The following is a 21282-nucleotide window of genomic DNA, read 5'->3' as shown; positions in this document are numbered from 1 at the left end:
AACGCAAACGCGCCGATGGTAGTGTGGGGTCTCCCCATGTGAGAGTAGGTCATCGCCAAGCGCCTAATTTAGGTTAACGTGTAGACGTTAAGCTAAAGGAGCGGTAGTTCAGTTGGTTAGAATACCGGCCTGTCACGCCGGGGGTCGCGGGTTCGAGTCCCGTCCGCTCCGCCAACATTAAGAGATAAGCCTCATCGAAAGATGAGGCTTTTTTCGTTATGGTGTCGCGGATAATTCGTGTCAGTGACGTTGATGCTTCGTGCTCGAAGTACATGGTTATCCTCATACTCGGCCATCATGTAGATGACATCCTTACCAGAATATGAATTTTTTGTTTTAAAGCTAAACCTATTCTATTAATTAGCAAAATTTATCCATTCCCGAAAGCCCAACTGGTCATCCTCTGTAGCTCCTCAATGCATTCAGGCTATCGAGCATTACATAACAATATCCGCCATACCTATTGAAACAACGATTTGCCAATGTGTGCTGCCTTGGCCATGACTACGTCTGCTCTATCGGATTCAATTTGATTCAAACGGTTGCTGTCTAATGGCACTAGGACGTGTTCCTGTTGTAGCCCAAAGCCATGCTACTTCATTTTCAAAAAGGGTAGATAAGCGCACAGATGCCGCAAGGTGCGCTTATGAAGGAGGACTACTGGTTGTGCTCAGAATGTTTGCGATGGAGAACTTCAAGTAGTTCATCTTCGAGTTCGAAGCGTGTTTCCATGTTATGGGCGAGCTCAGATAGGTCTTTATCGAGTTGATATAATACGAAATCGTCTTGTGTTTCCGCATATTTATCGTTGAAATCTAATGCTGCATTCGTGGTTGGCGTGATTTTGGGCAATACTTGTTGCGCGAGCGTTTTGCTTGATTCGCCATATTCACTGCAGGCATTAACGACTTTATCATAGACCTCGAAATGTCCTTCGGAGACATAGTCAACTAATAAGTCACAGAAAGATTTAACATGTTCGAACGAGGGAAGCGATTTTTCTGATTTACTATAAGGAGGAAGCCCAGCAATTTGGCAGTAATGCACTAACAGTTTTCGACGGTTTTTTAGCCATTGATCAATAAGCTTATTTGAACCGCCCCACTTCTGTTCTGCTTTTTCGAGTTCTCTCAGCATGATGCATTCCATTTAAGTGCCAGCACATAACTCTAATGTAGGGACAAGTTGCTAATCGATCAACTCTTTTCATGCGAATTTGCGAGAATGACGAAATGGACAAACCAGCTGTTTCGTATCGAAAAATGCAAATAAAAAGCCCAACGATAGAAACCTATCGTTGGGCGAGTAAAGTTTATAGCAGGCTCGATGCGACGAGCTTCTTGATTGTTCTTGCTAGCGCAGACTTTTTATACCAAAGGCGGGGAACCGGCGCAACTTTTTTCTGTCTGAGTGTGACTTCGTTACGAATAAATAAGCAGTATGTTAGCTGGCTAACATTTTCCGGTTTATGCGGTCAAATCGACGCCAATGATGGGGAATAGCTCACATAAATTTGCACATAAAGGTTACATTATTCGCGTAAATGCTAAACTACCGACCCAGCGGATCTCAATAAGACTAGGAACCAAGCCCAATGGCAGAATTAAAGAATGATCGTTATTTACGCGCCCTACTAAAAGAGCCTGTCGATGTGACCCCTGTGTGGATGATGCGTCAAGCTGGCCGTTATCTTCCTGAATATAAAGCCACTCGCGCTCAAGCGGGTGACTTCATGTCTTTGTGTAAAAATCATGAGCTTGCCTGTGAAGTCACGCTGCAACCTTTACGTCGTTATGATCTTGATGCGGCGATTTTGTTTTCCGATATCCTAACTGTGCCCGATGCTATGGGTTTAGGTTTGTATTTTGAGGCGGGTGAAGGCCCACGTTTCGAGCGCCCAACAGACACTATCGATGCGATCAAAAAGCTCTCAATTCCAGATCCAGAAGATGAGCTGGGTTATGTGATGAAAGCCGTTAGCACTATTCGCCGTGAACTGAATGGCGCAGTGCCGTTAATTGGCTTTTCTGGTTCACCTTGGACCTTAGCGACTTACATGGTTGAAGGTGGTTCGAGCAAAACCTTCGAAAAAATTAAGAAGATGGCTTACGCTGAGCCAATGGCATTACACATGCTGTTAGATAAATTAGCCGATTCAGTGATCCTATACCTGAATGCTCAAGTTGCTAACGGTGCGCAATCTTTGATGATATTTGACTCATGGGGCGGTGCGTTATCGCACTCTGCTTACCGTGAGTTTTCTTTGCGTTATATGCAGAAGATTATTGATGGTCTGACACGCTTTGCCGATGGCCGTAAAGTGCCAGTGACGCTGTTTACTAAAGGCGGTGGTTTGTGGCTAGAAGCGATGGCAGAAACTGGCTGTGATGCACTAGGTTTGGATTGGACGGTAGACATTGCCGATGCCCGTCGTCGTGTAGGCCATAAAGTGGCATTGCAAGGCAACATGGACCCATCTATGTTGTATGCGCCAATTCCACGTATCGAAGAGGAAGTGGGCCATATTTTAGCGGGTTATGGTGAAGGTACTGGCCATGTATTTAACCTAGGCCATGGTATTCATCAGCATGTCGATCCAGAACATGCTGGCGCCTTTATCAAGGCGGTTCATGCGCAATCAAAGCAATACCATAAATAATTTTGGGTTTGCGAAACAGGCCCGCTTGCGGGCCTGTTTTATATCCGACATTTGAATTTGATAGCGTTGGAGCTTCTGGCGAAGGTATCTTTATGGATTAGCGTATGCGGTGGTTTCTATCGTCTGCGAGCTTAATGAGTCTTACTTTTAAATAACGACTTAAATACCCTATATTCACATACTGATTATGTGTGAATTATCTTGATAAAAAGTAAAATTCAGAATTGTTTAATTTATAAATTTTATTTTTAAATCAAAGGTATGAAATGGATTTAATTGCATGAAAATGTCTACTTTAGCAACGACTAAAGCGAAGTGATGTTTAATACTATTCGCAAATGAGATATGTTGCATGGCGCAGTGAAGGATTATGCAAGGCCGTCAATCAATTTAGTCATAATAAGCCGTGGTAAGAGATGCACATTGGCAAGAAAATAATGGTATTTATTGCGGGCTTTTGTCTCCCTGCGGTGGTAATTGTCTCCTATTGTCTTGGTTATTGGTACGACCATCGCGTCGAGCTATTACGTCAAGATAGTGCTAACCGTGAGCTTGCCAATATCCAGCAGCAGTTTCAAATTGATGTCGATCGCTTAACCTTTCTCACTAATATCTATGCCTTACCTTTGTCTCAATTAGATGAAGACCAACTTAAAAAGCTTGAATCCTCGTGGCGCGATAGCTCAATGTCAGCCAATCTGAGTTGGTATATTCTACGGCAGGGTGAATTGCACCCTTTTTTCCCCAATGAACGTCCCTTTGAGAATGATAAGTTACGAGAAATCGCCAGTGCTATTGTCAGTGCCGATAAGCCCAGTGTTGCTGGCGCTTATTTGATGGGCCAGTATGCTTATGTCGTTACTTCCGTGGCTTCTGCGTCCAATGAATCTGTGCTGCTGGTACGCCAACTGACTGATAAAGACTTACTGGAATATGCTCAGGCCTTATTGGTTACTAAGGTGAGCATGAGCCATTCTCGTGAAGTTACACCAACAGTTGATGGTGTGCACAGTGACGCGATTAACATTCCAAGCCTGTTAAAAGATAAGCCTGTCTACCTGCAAGTACTGTTTTCCGATGGTCCCTTTAGGGAGGTTAAATTTCAACTCGATTGGGTATCGCTTGGATTTATTCTCTTTGGTGTGTTTATTGTTGGTCTTGGTTATATTTGGCTGCGTTCGGGCTTACTCAAACCCTTTAAAAATCTGATGCATCAATTGGCGCTGGTCGATCCTATGTCCAGTGTCTATCAACCCGTTACAAGCGAGGGTAATGAAGAATTAGAAGTGCTCGCCAGCCGTGTTAATAGCTTGCTGGCCAGAATTTATCAGCAAAAAGAACGCGCGAAAATCACCTTAGAATCCATTGCTGAAGCGGTGATTTTGACCGATGTCGATGCCAACGTGATTTATATGAATCCACGGGCCGAGTTGCTTCTCGATGTTGCTAGTTGCTATGCCATAGGTCAAAGCCTTGCGAGTCTGTTAAAGGCTGGGGAGCAGTTGAATCAGGCGGTTTTTACCTGCATTCGTCTCGAAGAATCAGCGCCGCAGGTCGAGAAAATCAAGCTATTAACTGCTTCGCCTCGGATTATGGAGCGCAGTATCAGCAATTTGCGTAATCACGATAAAGAAATTGTTGGTACTGTCGTGGTATTGCGGGATATCACTCAAGAAGAGTTGCTTAAACACCAGCTACAAAAAAGGGCAAATTTCGATAGCATTACAGGGCTGCTAAACCGTCAGGCATTTGATGAGCAGTTACCCCAATTTGCCGCTTCAGCCAAAACTATCGCCGTTTGTTATCTCGATTTGGAGCAATTCAAGTTGATTAACGACAGTTGTGGCCATACTGCAGGCGATCGTATGCTTGCTATGGTGGCCAAGGCAATGCAGGCTTGTCTTGGGCCACAGGAGCTATTGGCGCGCCTTGGTGGCGATGAGTTTGGTTTAGTGATTTGTAATCGTAGTGCCTTATCTGTGGCGCAATTACTGAAGCAAATGATCGCACAAGTCTCCATGCAAGTGTTGAACGATAAAAACTGTAATTATAAAGTTGGCCTCAGCATAGGTGTTGCTTTTGGCCGAGCCCCCTATATCGATGCACAAGAGTTATTAAAAGACGCTGATATCGCCTGCATTGCCGCTAAAGCTAAGGGCGCCAATCAAATTCATTTTTACGATGATAAAGATAAAGAACTCACCTACCAAAGAAATGCGCCTAAGTGGGCGGTGCGTATCGCGCAAGCGATTGAAGAAAACGAGTTGATCCTGTATTACCAACCGATCCGCGGACTAGGCAGTGGTCCGCAGCGACAACGAATGGAAATTCTGTTACGAATTCAAGAGCCCTGTGGCCGCATTTTGGCGCCTGCGCAGTTTATAGCCGCCGCAGAACGTTTTAAGTTGATGCCTGATATCGATAAAGAAGTCATCCGCAAAGCTTTTTTATGGTTGTCTTTGAACCCCGTGCTTTGGCCTGATCATTGTATTTCGATCAACCTTTCGGGCAATAGTTTAGGCGCCGAAGGTATGGTGGAATATATCGCCCAGCAGCAACACATTTTTGATATTCCAAGCCAATGTATTTGTTTTGAAATTACTGAAACCACCGCGATCCAAAATCGCAATCGTGGTATGGAAATGTTGAAGCAGTTACGTAAACTCGGTTTTTCATTTGCACTGGATGATTTTGGCAGTGGTTTTGCCTCTTATGGCTATCTGCGTGAGCTGCCCGTGGATTATGTCAAAATCGACGGCTGTTTTATTAAGAATCTCGCCGTGAATGCTAAAGACTACGCCATCGTTAAATCGATTCAGGATGTTTGTCGGGTTATGGGAATCGAGACTGTTGCTGAATTTGTTGAGAATCAGGATATTATTGACAGATTGTTGAGCATAGGCATTAACTATGCGCAAGGTTATGCGATAGGGCGCCCGCAACCCTTAGCTAATTATCGTGAGCAATATGAGATGAGGCTTGCACAACGCGCGTGAAGGATTGCGCTTTTAGCGTGATTATGCCAATTTAGCAAAAGGCGTAATTAACATGGCGATAACAAAGGAATGACTATGGATGGACTCACTGGCAAGGTCGTGATCATCACGGGTGCCTCAGAAGGTATTGGTCGGGCGCTCGCCGTGGCAATGGCGCGAATGGGCTGCCAACTGGTGCTCAGTGCGCGTAATGAAACACGTCTCGCCTCACTCGCTTTAGAAATCGCTAATTATGGTCCGCCTCCTTTTGTGTTTGCAGCCGATGTCTCCAGTCCTGAACAGTGTGAAGCCTTAGTTGAAGCTGCAGTTGCGCATTATGGCCATCTCGATATTTTGATTAACAATGCTGGCATGACTATGTGGTCACGTTTTGATGAACTGACTCAGCTCTCGGTGCTTGAAGACATTATGCGGGTGAATTATCTTGGTCCTGCGTATTTAACCCATGCCGCGTTACCGCACTTGAAAGCCAGTAAAGGCCAAGTGGTGGTTGTGGCGTCAGTCGCTGGATTAACGGGCGTTCCTACTCGTAGCGGTTATGCCGCTTCTAAACATGCTGTGATTGGTTTTTTCGATTCTTTGCGGATTGAATTAGTGGATGACAATGTGGCCGTAACTGTCATTTGCCCCGATTTTGTGGTGTCACAAATTCACAAACGCGCCCTTGATGGTGCAGGTAATCCTTTAGGCAAGTCACCGATGCAAGAAGCTAAGATACTGACGGCTGAGCAATGCGCTAATATGATGTTGCCAGTGATTGCAACTCGAGGCCGTCAACTGATTACTTCACTTCGCGGTCGTTTGGGGCGTTGGCTTAAGCTGATCGCACCAGGCTTAATCGACAAAATTGCCCGCAGGGCGATCGCCTCCGGGCACTAAAGTCTTTGCCACTACAAGCTATTTGCCACTCTTATTGAGGTGCTTAATGATGGATTGTTCTGCCTCACTTTGGGTCGCTTTGTCCCCATCGATATCGATAGTCACAGTCGCGTTATGGCCCGTCATATCCTCTGCAATATGAAACCAATCTGGATGCCAGTAAAAGCTGGCTCCTTCTAGGGTTTGCCAGTTATGTACGCCTGATTTTTCACCTTGATAAATAAGATCTTTTATCGAATAACCCATATATTTACCCCATTAATTTCATGATTGTTAAAAATATAAGAAGCTAAATGGTGCACGTCATCTTAACCTAGGTGTGTGCTTTACATCACATTTTCAGGTAAACATAAACCCCGCCAGAGCGAGGTTTATGAATAGCGTTAGTATCTTAGCGAGATTAAGGTTTAGCACACTTATGGTTTGGTGCACTGGGTTGGCGAACCCACGCCTTTCCACTGTGTAGTGCCATCAGTGAGTGACAGGGGCACAAAGGTTAAACCTTGGCTCATATTGGCGGGTGGCAAGTCGGTTTCTAACTCATACATGCCCATGGGGATAGCCCCTGATGTGGCATTGGCGGCTGTTTGTGCGGCCGCAAGGCTTGAGTAGTGCAGGCCTAACATATCGAAATGGCTGCGCCAATCTTTGCCTGTGAGTTTACTCAAAGACACTAGCATAAAGTCGTTGCCCGGAATATCTTTCACCGTTTTGCCACCGTAGACACTATTGCCTTCAAACGAAAATTGGCTAAAGCCCAGTTTGCTACGATTCGCTTCCCAATCACTGGCGTTATTCGCATATTTACCGAAAATACGACTGTGTTGATACAGCAAGGTAAAGAGATTAAAGCCATTGTTGAGAGTGGTGCCGTCACTGAGCGTCATGCCGTGAGCCTTAAGCGCCATTTGGATGTAAAACGCCATGCGATAACCGTTATGCACTGCATAAGCATTGCTGGCCCAAGGCGCAGTGTATCTGTCTTCACCAGCATCGAGCACCTTACAATTGGCGCCAAACACTACGCGTTTACCACTGGTGTCTGTTGTACCTGCGGCATCGGACATAAACACATAAAAGAGATCCTTGTGGTTCATGTGACCATCGGTCACTGTGCCTGTATTGCTGTCGCGCAGATAATGGGTTTTCCACTTCACCACATAGGGGAAGATATTGTTGGAGTTTTCCCCTGCGCGGCTGCCATAACCTGCCCAGTTTTCATTATCACTTGCCGCAGCATATTGCACATTGAGACGGTTAGTTTGCAGATTGTGGCCTAACTCATGGTTATCACCCCAACCCGTTGGGTCGATATTCCATGCTGCGTCCCAAGGATTACCGCTACAACCTCCACCGCACTGGGCATTTTGGTCATAATTCGCGTGTTGAATGATAGTGCGGGTATGCAGACTATTATCGATACAGTCGTCGCCAAACAGTCCTTTGCAAGCCGCTAGCACATCGGCGGGTAAGGATTCACTTAAGCTCTTGCCTTGGATCTTAAGTCCCGCAAGGGTGTAAACGCTGTTGATATGGTCATCGACAATACTTTTGAGTAGCGCGTTTACATCGGGTACATCCCCGCCGATGGCGTTTAAAAAGCGTTCGCGACGCAGATGCTGCTCGGCACCATCGGTACGCAAGTCCACATGGGGTAATTCGGTATTTTGGATGCGATCGTTAAAGGCTGCTATTTCTGCAGGGTTTGAAAAATCCATAATGGTCGGATGTTTAGCCACATGCTCAGCGTTGACTTCGACACTTAACGCGCCGCCATCAGTACTCGAAGTATCACTACTGATATACAGATAAATCGGCCCGCCGTAGGGGGAAGAAAATTCAAGACTTTGTCCTTGAGCTAAGCGCAGGCGTTGCTGCGCCAACTCCAATGGGCCGCGGTAGATTTTCTGCTCATAGGCACGGTTAGTATTGCGTCTGTGGTAGTTGAGTTTGATCTCCACATTCGCAGCGCTGCTATCGAGACGAGTCAGCTTAATGGTTTGTCCTGGCAGTGCATACCAGCCCGTGGTCGTCCATTGGCCTGCATAGGGCACGCTAATAGTTTTACGTTCTGTGACAGTCGCAGGATAAGCGTAGTGCGCATTGCTGCCCTTGCTGAGGTTGGCTCTGTCGGTAACATATTCACCTAAATCTGGCTGGGCTAAGTTATGGCTACGGGCATAGCTGACGGTCCAATCGGCAAATAGGGCCTGCTGCCACTGGGCGTATTCGCTGTAGGCTATGGGGTAGTCAATCTCGCTGCGATACTTATCGGCGAGCAGCAGTCCGGCCTTCATCAAGGGGAAGTCTGCTTTGGTAAACACATCGATAGCATGGTTATCTAAGGTTTCAGCATTGGCTCGATACCAATCGGCACCCGCCTTGAATGAGTCAACAAAGGCGGCAGTATTACAACTCAAGTAATTACCGCCACAGTCGTTGAGTACTGAGGTGTCGAAGCGGCCTTCGTTAAGCTTACCGAGCAAATTATTCACTTTGGCCAGGGCGGTGTCTTCGACCAAAATATCGGTCACACTGAGGTTATTGGCATTGAGTTTTGACCAGTAATTGCCAGAGGTAGAAAGCCCCATCTCAAGGTAAAGTGGCGACAGTATTGGGCTTTCATTACGCCAGTAGTTAGAGAGCAACAAGGGAATTCCTGCCGCTTTGGCGTTAGCGATCGCGGCTTTTATGCCTGCAAAACCGAGTGACTGACGGTCTATGTCACTAATGATAATCAGATCCGGTTTCAGTGTGTTGATACAGTTGCTTAACTCGCTGTAGTCACAGGTATTTGCTGTATTAATGCTATGGGCTGCGGGGTAGTTGTTTGTGAGCCAAGTGCGGATCCCTTCATTATGGGGAAAGTACCAACTGTCAGCCTTGCTCGGCATTTGGGCGGTCACTATGCTGAGGCCGTCGGTTTTATCGGCGCCTTTGGTCAGCCAGCCTAAAAGGTTTTTCAATAAAGTATCGGTTTGCGCCGAAGTGTTGACAGAAAATAGATTTCCTCCCATGGCCGCATATCTTTGCCCCTGTTGCTCGCCCGCCATCACTAACCCACGAACGGCGCTTGCCCCACTGCCATCGACATTTGATGGTAAGACAGTAAAAGTGTTCTCCGGCATAAAGCTCGAAAAGGTAATTGAGTCATGGGTTGGATGCCAAGAGATGCTGCTACCGACACCTTGATATAGCTGATTTATCTGGGCTTTACGTTTGATGTCGATATTAGCGAGTTCGGCGATGCTGAAATCAATTAACTCACTCGCACTGGCAAGCCTGTGGTCTTGGTGTTTAATGGCATTTTCGGCATTACTGATAAATGTCGGCGTGATAGTGCAATCGGCCGTCATGGCCGCAGTGGTGTAAGTCAGCACATTGAGCGTGCCACCACAGCCAGTAATGCCCTCAAGCGTAAAGCCGGTATCGGCAGTAACGCTAAAAATAGCGCTTTTGCCAGACTCCACTTTTTGGCTGCTTGGACTCAGTGCGCCACCTATTACCGATAGGCTGTTGGCGGTGTATTGTACCAGCGCGGGAGGTTGGACTGGCGGCTGAGTGGGTGGTGTTGTCGTGCCAGCATCTTCTGAGCCGCCACCGCATCCGCTAAGCAGTATGGCAATGGAGGCATAAAGTAGTCTAATCCTCATGGGGAGTCCTTGAACTTGGTGTATTTAACATTTGGTTGACATTGTATCTTGTTGCTCCTGTTTTCAATAGAATTAATTATATAATTTTATTGAAAATCATGATGTTATATTTGACGCTTGTCAAAAAACAGGCACAAAAAAACCGGCTTCTTGCCGGTTTTTTAATAGAGATATTAATTAATCTTGCTGTTCACGTGCGATTGCGCGATAACCAATATCGGTACGGAAATACACATCATCCCAGTGAATTTCATCAACCAATTTATAGGCGGCTTTTTGCGCTTCGGTGACTGTGTTACCCAGTGCCGTCGCACACAATACGCGACCGCCGTTGGTAACGACGTGGCCGTTTTTCATCTCAGTGCCCGCATGGAAAACTTTGCCGTCGTTATCGCCAAGGCTGAGACCGTCGATGACATCAAATTTGCGATACTCATCTGGGTAACCGCCAGCAGCCAATACCACGCCCACGGCTGCGCGCTCGTCGTATTCGGCGGTCACTTTATCGAGTTCGCCACGGGTGGCGGCTAAACAAAGTTCCACTAAGTCAGACTTTAACCGCATCATAATCGGCTGGGTTTCTGGATCGCCAAAGCGGCAGTTGTACTCGAGCACTTTGGCACTGCCATCGGGGGCAATCATTAGACCTGCATAGAGGAAGCCTGTATAGATATTGCCTTCTGCCGCCATACCATCCACGGTTGGGCGAATGACGTTTGCCACAGTCCAATCGTGTACCGCTTGAGTCACCACAGGTGCTGGCGAGTAAGCGCCCATGCCGCCAGTATTTGGGCCGTAATCGCCGTTATCACGGGCTTTATGATCTTGGCTGGTGGCCATTGGCAGAATGTTTTTACCATCGACCATCACGATAAAGCTGGCTTCTTCGCCCTTGAGGAATTCTTCGATCACTACACGAGAACCCGCTTCGCCAAATTTGTTGCCGGCGAGCATGTCATCAATGGCGGCATCGGCTTCGGCTTGGTCTTGGGCGATGATCACGCCTTTGCCTGCGGCTAAACCATCGGCCTTGATCACCACTGGATAGCCAGTGGTTGCTGTCAGTTCACCTACGTAGGCTTTGGCATCGCTGATCTCGGTACAGTTTTTGTAACCCGCCGTTGGAATATTGTGGCGGGCTAAAAAGTCTTTAGTGAAGGCTTTTGAACCTTCGAGCTGAGCTGCGGCCTTAGTTGGGCCAAAAATCGCTAAACCTGCGGCGTTGAAGGCATCGACGACACCGATCACGAGCGGCGCTTCAGGGCCGACTATGGTCAGTTCAATCTTATTGGTTTTGGCAAAATCCAGCAGGGCAGGAATGTCGGTGGCGCTGATCGCCAGATTCTCAACATTAGGTTCTAGGGCTGTGCCCGCATTGCCCGGTGCTACATAAACGGTATCAACTTGAGCCGATTGAGCGGCTTTCCAAGCTAGGGCATGTTCGCGGCCGCCGCCACCAATGATTAACACTTTCATGGTTAAAACTCCCACACATCGCAAAGGAAAAGGCCCTAATCGCTAGGGCCAAGTTTGATTTAAGTTGTTATCAATGACGGAAGTGGCGCATGCCTGTCATCACCATGGCCATGCCGTGCTCGTCTGCTGCTGCGATGATTTCAGCATCGCGCATTGAGCCACCCGGTTGGATGATGCAGCTAATGCCCGCAGCCGCTGCGGCATCGATACCGTCACGGAAGGGGAAGAAAGCATCGGATGCCATTACAGAGTTCACCACTTCTAAGCCTTCATCGGCGGCCTTGATGCCAGCGATTTTCGCGCTGTAAACGCGGCTCATTTGGCCTGCGCCGACACCGATAGTCATGCCGTCTTTGGCATAAACGATGGCGTTAGATTTAACGAACTTCGCCACTTTCCAGCAGAACATTAAGTCTTTCAGTTCGCTTGCAGTAGGTTGACGTTTAGAAACCACTTTGATGTCTTCTAAACCGACCATACCTTGATCGCGATCTTGCACTAGTAAGCCGCCGTTAACACGTTTGTAGTCTAAGGTTTGGGTCTTAGTGCTCCACTGACCACATTCCAATAAACGCACGTTGGTCTTCTTGGCAACCACATCGCGCGCCGCTTGGCTAACGCTTGGGGCGATAATCACTTCAACGAATTGACGCTCAACGATCGCACTCGCCGTCGCAGCATCTAATTCGCCGTTGAAGGCGATAATGCCACCGAAGGCTGAGGTTGGGTCAGTTTGATAAGCGCGGTTATAGGCATCGAGTAAGTCTTTACCTAAGGCCACACCACAGGGGTTAGCGTGTTTAACGATAACACAGGCGGGTTCCAAGAATTCTTTTACGCACTCAAGGGCGGCATCGGTATCGGCAATGTTGTTATAAGACAAGGCTTTGCCTTGCAACTGAATCGCGGTAGCCACAGAAGCTTCATCAATTTTAGTGTCAACATAGAAAGCCGCTGCTTGATGGCTGTTTTCGCCATAGCGTAAGTCTTGTTTCTTCACTAATTGGGTGTTGAAAGTGCGTGGGAACTTAGAATCAGCAAAGCATTCGTCCGTGCTGTGTGCAGGAACCATAGTGCCGAAGTAGTTGGCGATCATGCCATCGTAACCCGCAGTGTGCTCAAAGGCCGCAATCGCTAAGTCGAAACGCGTCGCATGGGTCGTGCTGCCATTGTTAGCCGTCATTTCTGCCAGTACGCGTGAGTAATCGGCGGCATTAACGACTATGGTAACGTCTTTGTGGTTTTTTGCCGCCGCGCGCACCATAGTTGGGCCGCCAATATCGATATTTTCGATAGCGTCTTCTAAGGTACAACCGGCTTTAGCCACAGTTTCAGCGAAGGGATAAAGGTTAACCACAACCAGATCGATGGCATTGATATTGTTATCGGTCATCACGCTTTCATCAAGACCGCGGCGCGCTAAAATGCCGCCGTGCACTTTAGGGTGCAGCGTCTTAACGCGACCGTCCATGATCTCAGGGTGTCCTGTGTAATCAGATACTTCGATAACAGGCACGCCATTATCTGCTAACAAGCGAGCGGTGCCGCCAGTTGATAACAATTCTACACCTTGGGTGTGAAGTGCTTTGGCGAACTCGAGAATTCCGGTTTTATCTGAAACGCTTAACAGCGCGCGACGAATGGGTCTGGCATTATTTGCAGCAGTCATTTGGGTACAGGGTCCAGTTATTTTAGTTTCAAGGATCTTTCGGAAAACAGAACAGCGTTAACGCTGCACTGCTTTCCAAAAGTCCCTTGGTCCTATTTTTACTTTATTAGTTAACTTTTTATCCCTTCGTCACAGCGCGCGTATTCTAGCGTAAAACTCGATTTACGGGTGTTTTTTCTGCGTGATTTCACAATATTCATATCAGAACAAAGCGGCATTGCCGTGTTGGCTTTCAGTAAAGTTAAAATTACCTCTTGACCTTGGAGTAGGCTCCAAGGTTTATACTTGCATTATTGAGTTGTATGCTGGAAATGATCCCTGAGTTGTGGGTTATTTCGCAAAGGATGAAGACATGTATCGTATTGGTGAATTGGCGGATTTATGTGAGGTGAAAGCCGACACGTTAAGATTCTACGAGAAGCACGGCCTACTCGCGCCTTCGAGCCGTACTGAGTCTGGCTATCGAGTATATACCGAGGCCGATGCTGCGCGATTACGCTTTATTTTACGGGCGAAAGCTGTGGGTTTTACCCTCAATGAAATCAGTGAATTGCTGTCGATTGAACTCGATAAATCTAACCGAGTCTGTGCCGATGTAAAAGGCATGGTTGATTGTAAATTGGCTCAAGTACAGGCAAAAATTGCTGAGCTGAATCATTTTCAAGCGAGTTTACAAAGCTTGTCTGATGCCTGTTGTGGTGGGCCACGTAGCGCCGAACATTGCTCTATTTTAGAGGCGTTGGAGTCCAGCACTGAGCGGGTACGCGTTGAGCATCACTCTCATAATGTAAATCAGTATCAAGCGCAGAATAATCACGGCAAAGCCATTTATGAAGAGTCAGGGAATTAATTATGTTATTGAAGAATTTTATTGATCTGTTTTTAGACTCGGCGCCTTGGTTATTACTGGGCCTGATTTTAGCTGGGCTATTAAAAGTATTCGTGCCAATGGCGTGGATGCAAAAGCAGCTAGGTGGTCACGGTTTTAAAACCGTAGTGAAAGCGGCGCTGCTTGGCGCACCTTTACCTTTGTGTTCCTGCGGAGTGATCCCCGCCGCCGTAGGGCTGCGTCGCTCGGGTGCTTCTAAAGCGGCCACCACCTCCTTTTTAGTCTCAACCCCTGAAACGGGCGTCGATTCCATCGCGGTTTCTTATGTGTTACTTGGCCCCTTTATGGCAATCATTAGACCGATTGCGGCCATTACCAGTGCGATAGTGGCGGGCTTACTCGTTGGTCGCGATGATGACGATGGTAAGTCAGTGGTTAAGGTAGATACTCAATCAGATAAGCCATTAGAGGGTGAGGCGTCTTGCTGCGCCTCAAAATCAGTGGCTCAGCCAGAGATGGTAAAAGCCGAAGCGGTTAAAAGCTGCTGCTCATCGACTACGCCTGCGATAACGCCCGTAACGTCTTCCTGCTGTGGTAATGACAATGTTGATGCACCTGCAGCCGAGCCAAAGCCGAAGATCAAAATGACGCCTATGGCGGTGCCGAGCTTAATGGCGGGTTCTTCAAGTGTTATGGCTGTTGGCGGTCAAACCATGGGATCTGCTCAAACTATGGGTTCTGTGGTCAAGGTTAACGCTGTTAAAGTAGAAAGCGTGGGGTCATGTTGTGGCAGTCAAACCACAGAGCCTGAAAAAATAGTGGTGGTGAAAAAAGGCGCTTGCTGTGGTGGCAGTGCTAAGGATGCTGAGCAGGTGAGTACTAACACTGCAGGCGATAGCTGCTGTGCCTCTACTCAAGATATGGCGACTGAGTTTAAGTCGCAATCGGTACTCAGTCGTATCGGAATTGGCCTTAAATATGCGGCAACGGATTTAGTGCGTGATACTACGCTGTGGCTGCTGGTGGGCTTATTTTTCGCAGCTCTGGTACAAACCTATGTGCCGGCTGACTTTTTGGCTAAATGGGGCGATGGCATTCTGGCTATGCTAGTGATGGTGCTCGTTTCTGTGCCTATGTATATTTGCGCGACCGCATCGACACCGATAGCCGCTGGATTATTACTGGCGGGAGTGTCACCGGGTGCTGTACTCGTGTTTATGATGGCAGGTCCGGCAACCAATATCGCGACTTTAGGCATAGTGGCTAAAGAGCTAGGTAAACGTGCGCTGTGGGGCTATCTTGGCGGTGTGATTGGCGTAGCCTTAGTGGCCGGTATGTTGGTCAATTATCTGGTTAATACCTTTGGTTTTGTGGTGATGCCACAAATTGGTGAAGAGCACCAAATGTTACCTCAATGGCTAGTGGCAACCTCTGGCATATTGCTGGCGTTACTCATGGCAAAAGTGGTTTTTGAGAAGATCCCAAGAAGCTGGGTTCGCCGCAACGATTGCTGTTCTTAGTCGATTCATATTCCGCTAAGCAGTATCAAAAACATAAACATCCCAGTGTTGTTGCTAACACTGGGACTTTTTATGGGATTGATTTGCAAACCTATCAGTATTTGTTTGCTTTTTTATCGTCGATAAACGTAGGCAGCCTGTCTGCTTCAGCCTTGTTAATCAATTAGGATGTGAAGGAGCTTATCTCCGCCAAGGTTAAGTTGCGCCATTTCCCTACATCGATATCTAAGGTCACTGCGCCAATTTGCGCCCTGTGTAGGGCAACCACTTTATTGCCCACGGCGGCAAACATCCTTTTGACTTGATGAAACTTGCCTTCGGTGAGTGTGAGTAGCACGGTTTTTTCATCCACTTGCTGCAGTGTTGCTGGCAGAGTGAGGGCGGTTTCGCCCTGTAGATTTAGCCCTGCGGCAAACTTTGCGGCTATGGCTGCAGTCGCTTCGCTGTCGAGTGGATCTCGCAGTTGAACACGATAGATTTTTTCGCACTGATATTGAGGCGAGATAATATTAAACGACCAGCGGCCATCGTCAGTCAGTAGCACTAAGCCTGTGGTATCAGCATCTAGGCGGCCAACGATGTGCAGGTCAAATGCGCGATCGATATCGAGCAGATGAAATAGCGAAGGGTAGGCTCCATCCACATTTGAGCACAAGGTATTAGCAGGTTTGTGCAACATGATATAGCGAGATGGGCGTGGCGCTAGCGGCTTTCCATTAAGGCTGACAGTATTATTTTCATGTACTTGCATCGCGCAGTTTGTCGCGATAGCGCCATTGACTGTCATTGAGCCGCTAAGAATGGTGACTCTTGCGGCTTTGCGATCAAGATCTGTGCTTTTACAGAGGAATTTATCGAGGCGCATAGTGAAATCTCAGGAAAAACAATCAGCACAGGTGTTTAAGTAAGCTGCATTATCGCGACTTAGGGAGGATAAGCAACTGCCCTGTCTGAATGTTAAAACTAAGCGTACTGATTTTTAATGTTATGACCTTTGTGGAGCATTTTGCTGTTCGTTTTGTGTTGATTTGACCGCAGATGTTTTCTATTTGAGCCACTCGATGAGCATGTCGTTTACTAAGTGGCTGCTTATTGAGTCGCAGTGCAATGTATTTTATGGGACTTGTTAAGGCGAGGAAAAACTTGGCTTAGTATTAATAAGTAATTGAGCAAAAATGTAAATACTGCTCAGAATACAGCATATTCCTAAATAAATGAGTAAGCCGAACTCCGTTTGGCCAAAACTGCTGGCAACTAATGGGCCTATTACTGACCCCACCGAATAGCTCAGTAGCATCACTTGAGTCGCTGAAACAATTTGGCTAGCAGGCAAGTCGTCACAAGCTAAGCTGATTGCAATCGGGTAAAGGGCAAAAGCGCTGGCGCCAAGCAAGAGAAATCCAATAATCAGCGTCATATTTGAATGCTGAGTGAGCAGTAATAATGCTGCGAGACCCAGTAGGCAAAAGCTTACTATCAAGCCACTTTTGTTAACTCGAGGAGATAAATAACTGACTAAAGGTTGTACCAGCATGCCACCCACTATGATGAGGGCCATAAATTGTCCTGTTTGCTGATCAAGCCCCATATCCAGTGCCACATAGATGGGAAGTAAACCATAGATAGGGCCAAGCAATAATCCAGAGACTAAACATCCCATAATGGCAGGCTGACTTAGGTTTTTTAGCGCAGACAATGACATTGATTGTTGTTCGCTTACCTGAGGTTGACCGCGTTTTACCAGTAGCGCGGGTAAACTTGCCGCGGCTAATAATCCCATGATCACTAGGTAAGGTAGATTGCCCTTTGTACCTAAATAATCAATGGCTAATTGTCCTAAGGCAGTGCCTCCATAAAGCGCTGTCATATAAAGTCCAAGCCGCTTAGCGCGTTGCTTTTGGGTATCGGCCATTAATAGCCATGATTCAACCACCACAAAAACTCCTGCAACCGCAAATCCCGCTATAAGTCGAGAGGCTAACCAGACTCCACTTTTGGGGATTAATATCATAGCGACAACGCTGCAAAGAAGGATATTCAAAAAAAGGATAAAGGCTTTACTGTGGCCGATACGGGCAACAACAGGAGCAATACAAGGCGCCCCCAGTAATAAACCTAAATAAAAAATACTGGCCAGTAATGGAGCAAGTGAGGTGCTGAGTTCGAAAAAAGTGAGCGACAGTGGGATTAAGCTCATCAAGTAGCCTGATGCCAAAGCAAACAAACTTAACCCTGCTACGGGGACGAAAAGGCTGGGCTTTTGAGCCGACTGAGTTAAGGCAATTTTTTCCACGGGCGGTTCCGAAAACAGACAAATAATATACAGCGGGCGGGGTTGCGGTCGCGACTTTAGGCTGGATCGCTGACAGGGTAAAGTGAGTTAGATTGACTGTGATGGTGAATAATATTTGTGTTTACGATTCATGTAGATATTGGGTTTTCTATGTTGCCTTGTTGCAATACGTTTGTGTTGGTCGCTTGCTGTTCACTGCGTCGCAGTTTTAGTGCACATTCAACGATATCTAGATTCGATTTAGCGCTACACATTCAATTTTGTGCCAAATTGGGGGAATAATATCTAATCCTACCAATGATCAGAAGGTATGATTAATTAGTTGATTATCACCTTGGTAAAAAGTGTGGCGTGATCTATATCTCAGTTTTAAACATTAATTAAATTACAACGTGGGCAAGGTTTTGTTCGATCTTTGTCCGTTTGAAATTTTAAAACAAAGGTGTCGATCAGAATTTGGTGATTATTGTCGCTAATCGGCCGTTTGTGCGTGCTAGCTCAGCAATAAATGTTGTTGCCAAGTGATAAAATTACAAAATAAACCGCTTTGCCAAGTGTGATCTATGCCCTAAATTTGCGTCAAAATAAAATGGTATTAAGGTTGTAACCATGTCTTTAACAGATTCAAGTACTGCTCCACCCAATAAAGCTCCCGTCAGCGAGGGGCTCGATAAGAAAAAAATGCTGATCCTAGTGGCTGATATCGTGCTGTTATTTGCACTTTATTACGGTTTACCTTTCGAACAAGGGGTGAATACTGGGCTGGCCATTTTGTTCTTTGCAGCGATTCTTTGGCTGACCGAAGCGATTCACATCAGTATTACTGCGATTCTCGTTCCTATACTCGCTGTATTCTTTGGGGTGTTTGAAACCAAGGAGGCAATGAGTAACTTTGCCAATCCCATCATTTACTTATTCTTTGGTGGTTTCGTATTGGCTGCGGCCTTGCATCATCAAAAGATTGATACCCTCATAGCGCAAAAGCTGCTGTTAGCCTCTAAGGGCAAACTCAGTATCGCCTGTTTGATGCTGTTTGGAGTAACTGCGCTGCTATCGATGTGGATCAGCAATACCGCGACCACGGCGATGATGTTGCCATTGGCACTCGGGATTTTGCAGCAGCTCGACCGCGAAAAATACCACAGCACCTATGTATTCCTTCTGCTCGGGATTGCCTATTCGGCCAACATAGGTGGTATCGGTACTTTAGTGGGTAGCCCACCGAATGCGATTGCTGCGGCCCAAGTGGGCTTGAGTTTTAGTGATTGGCTGAAGTTTGGTATTCCAACCGTTATCCTCATGCTACCTATGATGTTGATTGCCTTGTATTGGTATTTTAAGCCTGATCTTTCTGCCAAATTCGATGTGAATGTTGAAGCTCAGAAGCTGACATTTCAGGGGAAATTTACTCTGCTTATCTTCCTGACTACCGTATGTTGCTGGATTTTCAGTGTGCCGTTAGCCAAGGCATTAGGTGGCATCACTCAGTTTGATACCATAGTTGCCTTAGGTGCCGTCGTTTTACTCTCGGGCTTAGGTTTGGTCGGCTGGAAGAAAATTGAATCGACCACAGATTGGGGCGTACTCATATTGTTTGGTGGCGGTTTAACACTGAGCGCAGTACTAAAAACGACTGGCACCAGCGTATTTTTAGCTCACTGGATGACAGATATTTTCGGTAGCACCCACATGTCGTTGTTCGTCTTTGCTGTGATTGCTTTTGTGGTGATGTTGACTGAATTTGCCAGTAACACCGCCAGCGCTGCACTGTTAGTGCCTGTATTTGCTGCGATTGCTGAGGCATTAGGCATATCGCCTGTGATGTTATCTGTGCTGATTGGTATTGCAGCTTCTTGCGCCTTTATGCTGCCGGTGGCGACACCGCCCAATGCTATCGTTTATGGTTCTGGCCATATCAAGCAATCGGAAATGGTGCGAGTGGGTATGATCATCAACTTTATCAGTATGATAGTCTTGGGTATTATCGCCCATACCTTCTGGGATATTTAACACTGATATAGTTCATGGCAACTTTGTGTTTCAACGTTGCCGCTAGAATAGTATTCGCCTTATGAAGAGCATAGGGCGGATACTGATTTTGTTTTTAGCTGAGTCGTACCGAGTTTTTGGGCTTAGTGTTTCGAAGTTTACTCTATGCTTATGTTTTGCACTTAATTTGAGCTTAAGTTGCGACTAAAAGTATTTGCGCTATAAATTGCTTGATGTTGATAACGTAGATAAAAGATTTCTTTTACATTGATGATATCAATCTGTTCAATGTCATTTTTATATAATACGGGAGTGGTATCGCCTTCAGTGACAGTAACGGCTTGTAAAATAATATGCTTATCTGTTATGGCAAAAAACACTTTTGCTTGCTGTAAATTCTCTGAAAGATAAACATAAGCTGTCTGCGGCTCGGCAGAATTATGATCACTGCGAGTAAAGGCTATCCCTTGTTCGAATGGACGAATGCATTGCTGAGTTTCATCGTTCCAAGTCCCTCCCTTGTCGAGACAAGTATCAATTGTGAGATGTTGTTGTAAACCCCATCCTGTCACCACTAGCAAGAGTACTGCGCCCAGTAAGAACATTGCTTTTTTCAATTTTCGTTACCTTTACAAAATTAGCTCGGCTGAGCGTTTGTATCTTAGCTCAATCCTCTTATTTATAGGCATTTAACCATTGGTTAAACGCTGAGGAGGGTAAAGCTCCGGCTTGCTGGGTGAGTATGTGGCCTTGTTTAAAAATCATTAAGGTTGGAATAGATCGAATATTAAATTGAGCCGCGAGGGCTTGCTGTTCTTCAGTATTGATTTTACCGAAGCGAAATTGAGGCTCCCAAGTTTTAGCTGCTGCAGAAAATATTGGCGCAAAACTTTTACAGGGCCCACACCAGCTGGCCCAAAAGTCAACGACAAGGGGAAGCTCTGATTTATTAGCATGGTTGGCAAAGTTTGCGCTATTGAGTTCAATTGGCGCAGCCGTAAAGACACTGAGCTTACATTTACCGCAAGTGGGTTGTTGGTTTAAACGCTCATCGGGAACGCGGTTTAACGTATCGCAATGGGGGCAGGCAATAATCATGGCAAAGCTCCAAAATAAAACGTTTATATGACTTATATATTGGGCTAACCGACAGTAATTTAAAGAGCGAGTGATGATGTTATCGCCCATGATGACCTTATTATTAAGGATAAAGAAGTGAACCGAGCTGCAGAAATGTTTAGATTGCGCCGACAAGCCCGCTCGTCGGTGATAAAATCCTGCGCAAAGTTGAATATCACGCCCTAAGTGCGAACAAGAAA

At 46.4% G+C, this 21282-nt stretch carries 15 protein-coding genes and 1 tRNA gene; 7 read left to right on the top strand and 9 right to left on the bottom strand.

The features are described from left to right. Positions 1–97: 97 nt before the first annotated feature. A tRNA-Asp gene (locus L5L97_RS18635) sits at positions 98–174 on the top strand. Between the two features lie 483 nt (positions 175–657). Here the strand turns inward: L5L97_RS18635 and rsd are convergent. Continuing rightward, positions 658–1137: a sigma D regulator gene (gene rsd, locus L5L97_RS18630; protein WP_113941703.1), complete on the bottom strand. Its 480-nt coding sequence runs from the start codon at positions 1135–1137 to the stop codon at positions 658–660. A gap of 457 nt (positions 1138–1594) precedes the next feature. On the opposite strand from rsd, the gene hemE reads away from it, so the two are divergent. From hemE to L5L97_RS18615, 3 genes are all read left to right on the top strand, one after another. Then, complete coding sequence (gene hemE, locus L5L97_RS18625; RefSeq protein WP_006079904.1) at positions 1595–2659, top strand: uroporphyrinogen decarboxylase; 1065 nt, start codon at positions 1595–1597, stop codon at positions 2657–2659. A 416-nt stretch (positions 2660–3075) separates the two neighbouring features. Further along, on the top strand, positions 3076–5655 hold the full coding sequence (locus L5L97_RS18620; protein ID WP_263183393.1) for a putative bifunctional diguanylate cyclase/phosphodiesterase: 2580 nt from the start codon (positions 3076–3078) through the stop codon (positions 5653–5655). A gap of 75 nt (positions 5656–5730) precedes the next feature. Further along, complete coding sequence (locus L5L97_RS18615) at positions 5731–6534, top strand: SDR family oxidoreductase (protein WP_113941707.1); 804 nt, start codon at positions 5731–5733, stop codon at positions 6532–6534. Positions 6535–6552: 18 nt separating this feature from the next. Here the strand turns inward: L5L97_RS18615 and L5L97_RS18610 are convergent, their stop codons facing one another. The 4 genes from L5L97_RS18610 to purH form a co-directional block, all read right to left on the bottom strand. Further along, entirely contained in the window at positions 6553–6780 is a 228-nt protein-coding gene (locus L5L97_RS18610) for a hypothetical protein (protein WP_105250390.1), read from the bottom strand. A gap of 170 nt (positions 6781–6950) precedes the next feature. Next, positions 6951–10187, bottom strand: coding sequence for an ImpA family metalloprotease (locus L5L97_RS18605; protein WP_263183391.1), 3237 nt, complete (start codon positions 10185–10187; stop codon positions 6951–6953). A 177-nt stretch (positions 10188–10364) separates the two neighbouring features. Beyond that, positions 10365–11663, bottom strand: a complete 1299-nt coding sequence (purD, locus tag L5L97_RS18600) for a phosphoribosylamine--glycine ligase (protein WP_263183388.1) — start codon at positions 11661–11663, stop codon at positions 10365–10367. A 70-nt stretch (positions 11664–11733) separates the two neighbouring features. Next, positions 11734–13332, bottom strand: coding sequence for a bifunctional phosphoribosylaminoimidazolecarboxamide formyltransferase/IMP cyclohydrolase (purH, locus tag L5L97_RS18595; protein ID WP_263183385.1), 1599 nt, complete (start codon positions 13330–13332; stop codon positions 11734–11736). A gap of 352 nt (positions 13333–13684) precedes the next feature. Here purH and zntR point away from each other — a divergent pair, with 352 nt between their 5' ends. Further along, positions 13685–14182, top strand: coding sequence for a Zn(2+)-responsive transcriptional regulator (gene zntR, locus L5L97_RS18590; RefSeq protein ID WP_263171890.1), 498 nt, complete (start codon positions 13685–13687; stop codon positions 14180–14182). Positions 14183–14184: 2 nt separating this feature from the next. After that, a complete protein-coding gene (locus L5L97_RS18585; RefSeq protein WP_263183383.1) occupies positions 14185–15681 on the top strand; it encodes an SO_0444 family Cu/Zn efflux transporter in 1497 nt (498 codons plus the stop codon). 163 nt (positions 15682–15844) lie between these two features. Here L5L97_RS18585 and L5L97_RS18580 read toward each other — a convergent pair whose 3' ends face one another. Next, entirely contained in the window at positions 15845–16546 is a 702-nt protein-coding gene (locus L5L97_RS18580; RefSeq protein WP_263183379.1) for a pseudouridine synthase, read from the bottom strand. A gap of 261 nt (positions 16547–16807) precedes the next feature. Then, positions 16808–17974 (bottom strand): MFS transporter, encoded by a 1167-nt coding sequence (locus tag L5L97_RS18575; RefSeq protein ID WP_263183377.1) that lies wholly within the window; start codon positions 17972–17974, stop codon positions 16808–16810. Positions 17975–18583: 609 nt separating this feature from the next. Here L5L97_RS18575 and L5L97_RS18570 point away from each other — a divergent pair. Then, a complete protein-coding gene (locus tag L5L97_RS18570; RefSeq protein ID WP_168827785.1) occupies positions 18584–19984 on the top strand; it encodes a DASS family sodium-coupled anion symporter in 1401 nt (466 codons plus the stop codon). Positions 19985–20145: 161 nt separating this feature from the next. On the opposite strand, the gene L5L97_RS18565 is transcribed toward L5L97_RS18570, so the two are convergent. Together L5L97_RS18565 and trxC are read right to left on the bottom strand one after the other, a co-directional pair. After that, a complete protein-coding gene (locus L5L97_RS18565; protein WP_263183375.1) occupies positions 20146–20580 on the bottom strand; it encodes a hypothetical protein in 435 nt (144 codons plus the stop codon). Between the two features lie 58 nt (positions 20581–20638). Further along, positions 20639–21061: a thioredoxin TrxC gene (trxC, locus tag L5L97_RS18560; RefSeq protein WP_212599577.1), complete on the bottom strand. Its 423-nt coding sequence runs from the start codon at positions 21059–21061 to the stop codon at positions 20639–20641. Positions 21062–21282 lie beyond the last annotated feature (221 nt).

This window comes from Shewanella sp. SM71 (assembly GCF_025653905.1).
GTDB classification, from domain to species: Bacteria; Pseudomonadota; Gammaproteobacteria; order Enterobacterales; family Shewanellaceae; genus Shewanella; species Shewanella oncorhynchi.
This window is presented reverse-complemented; position numbering and strand designations above follow the sequence as displayed.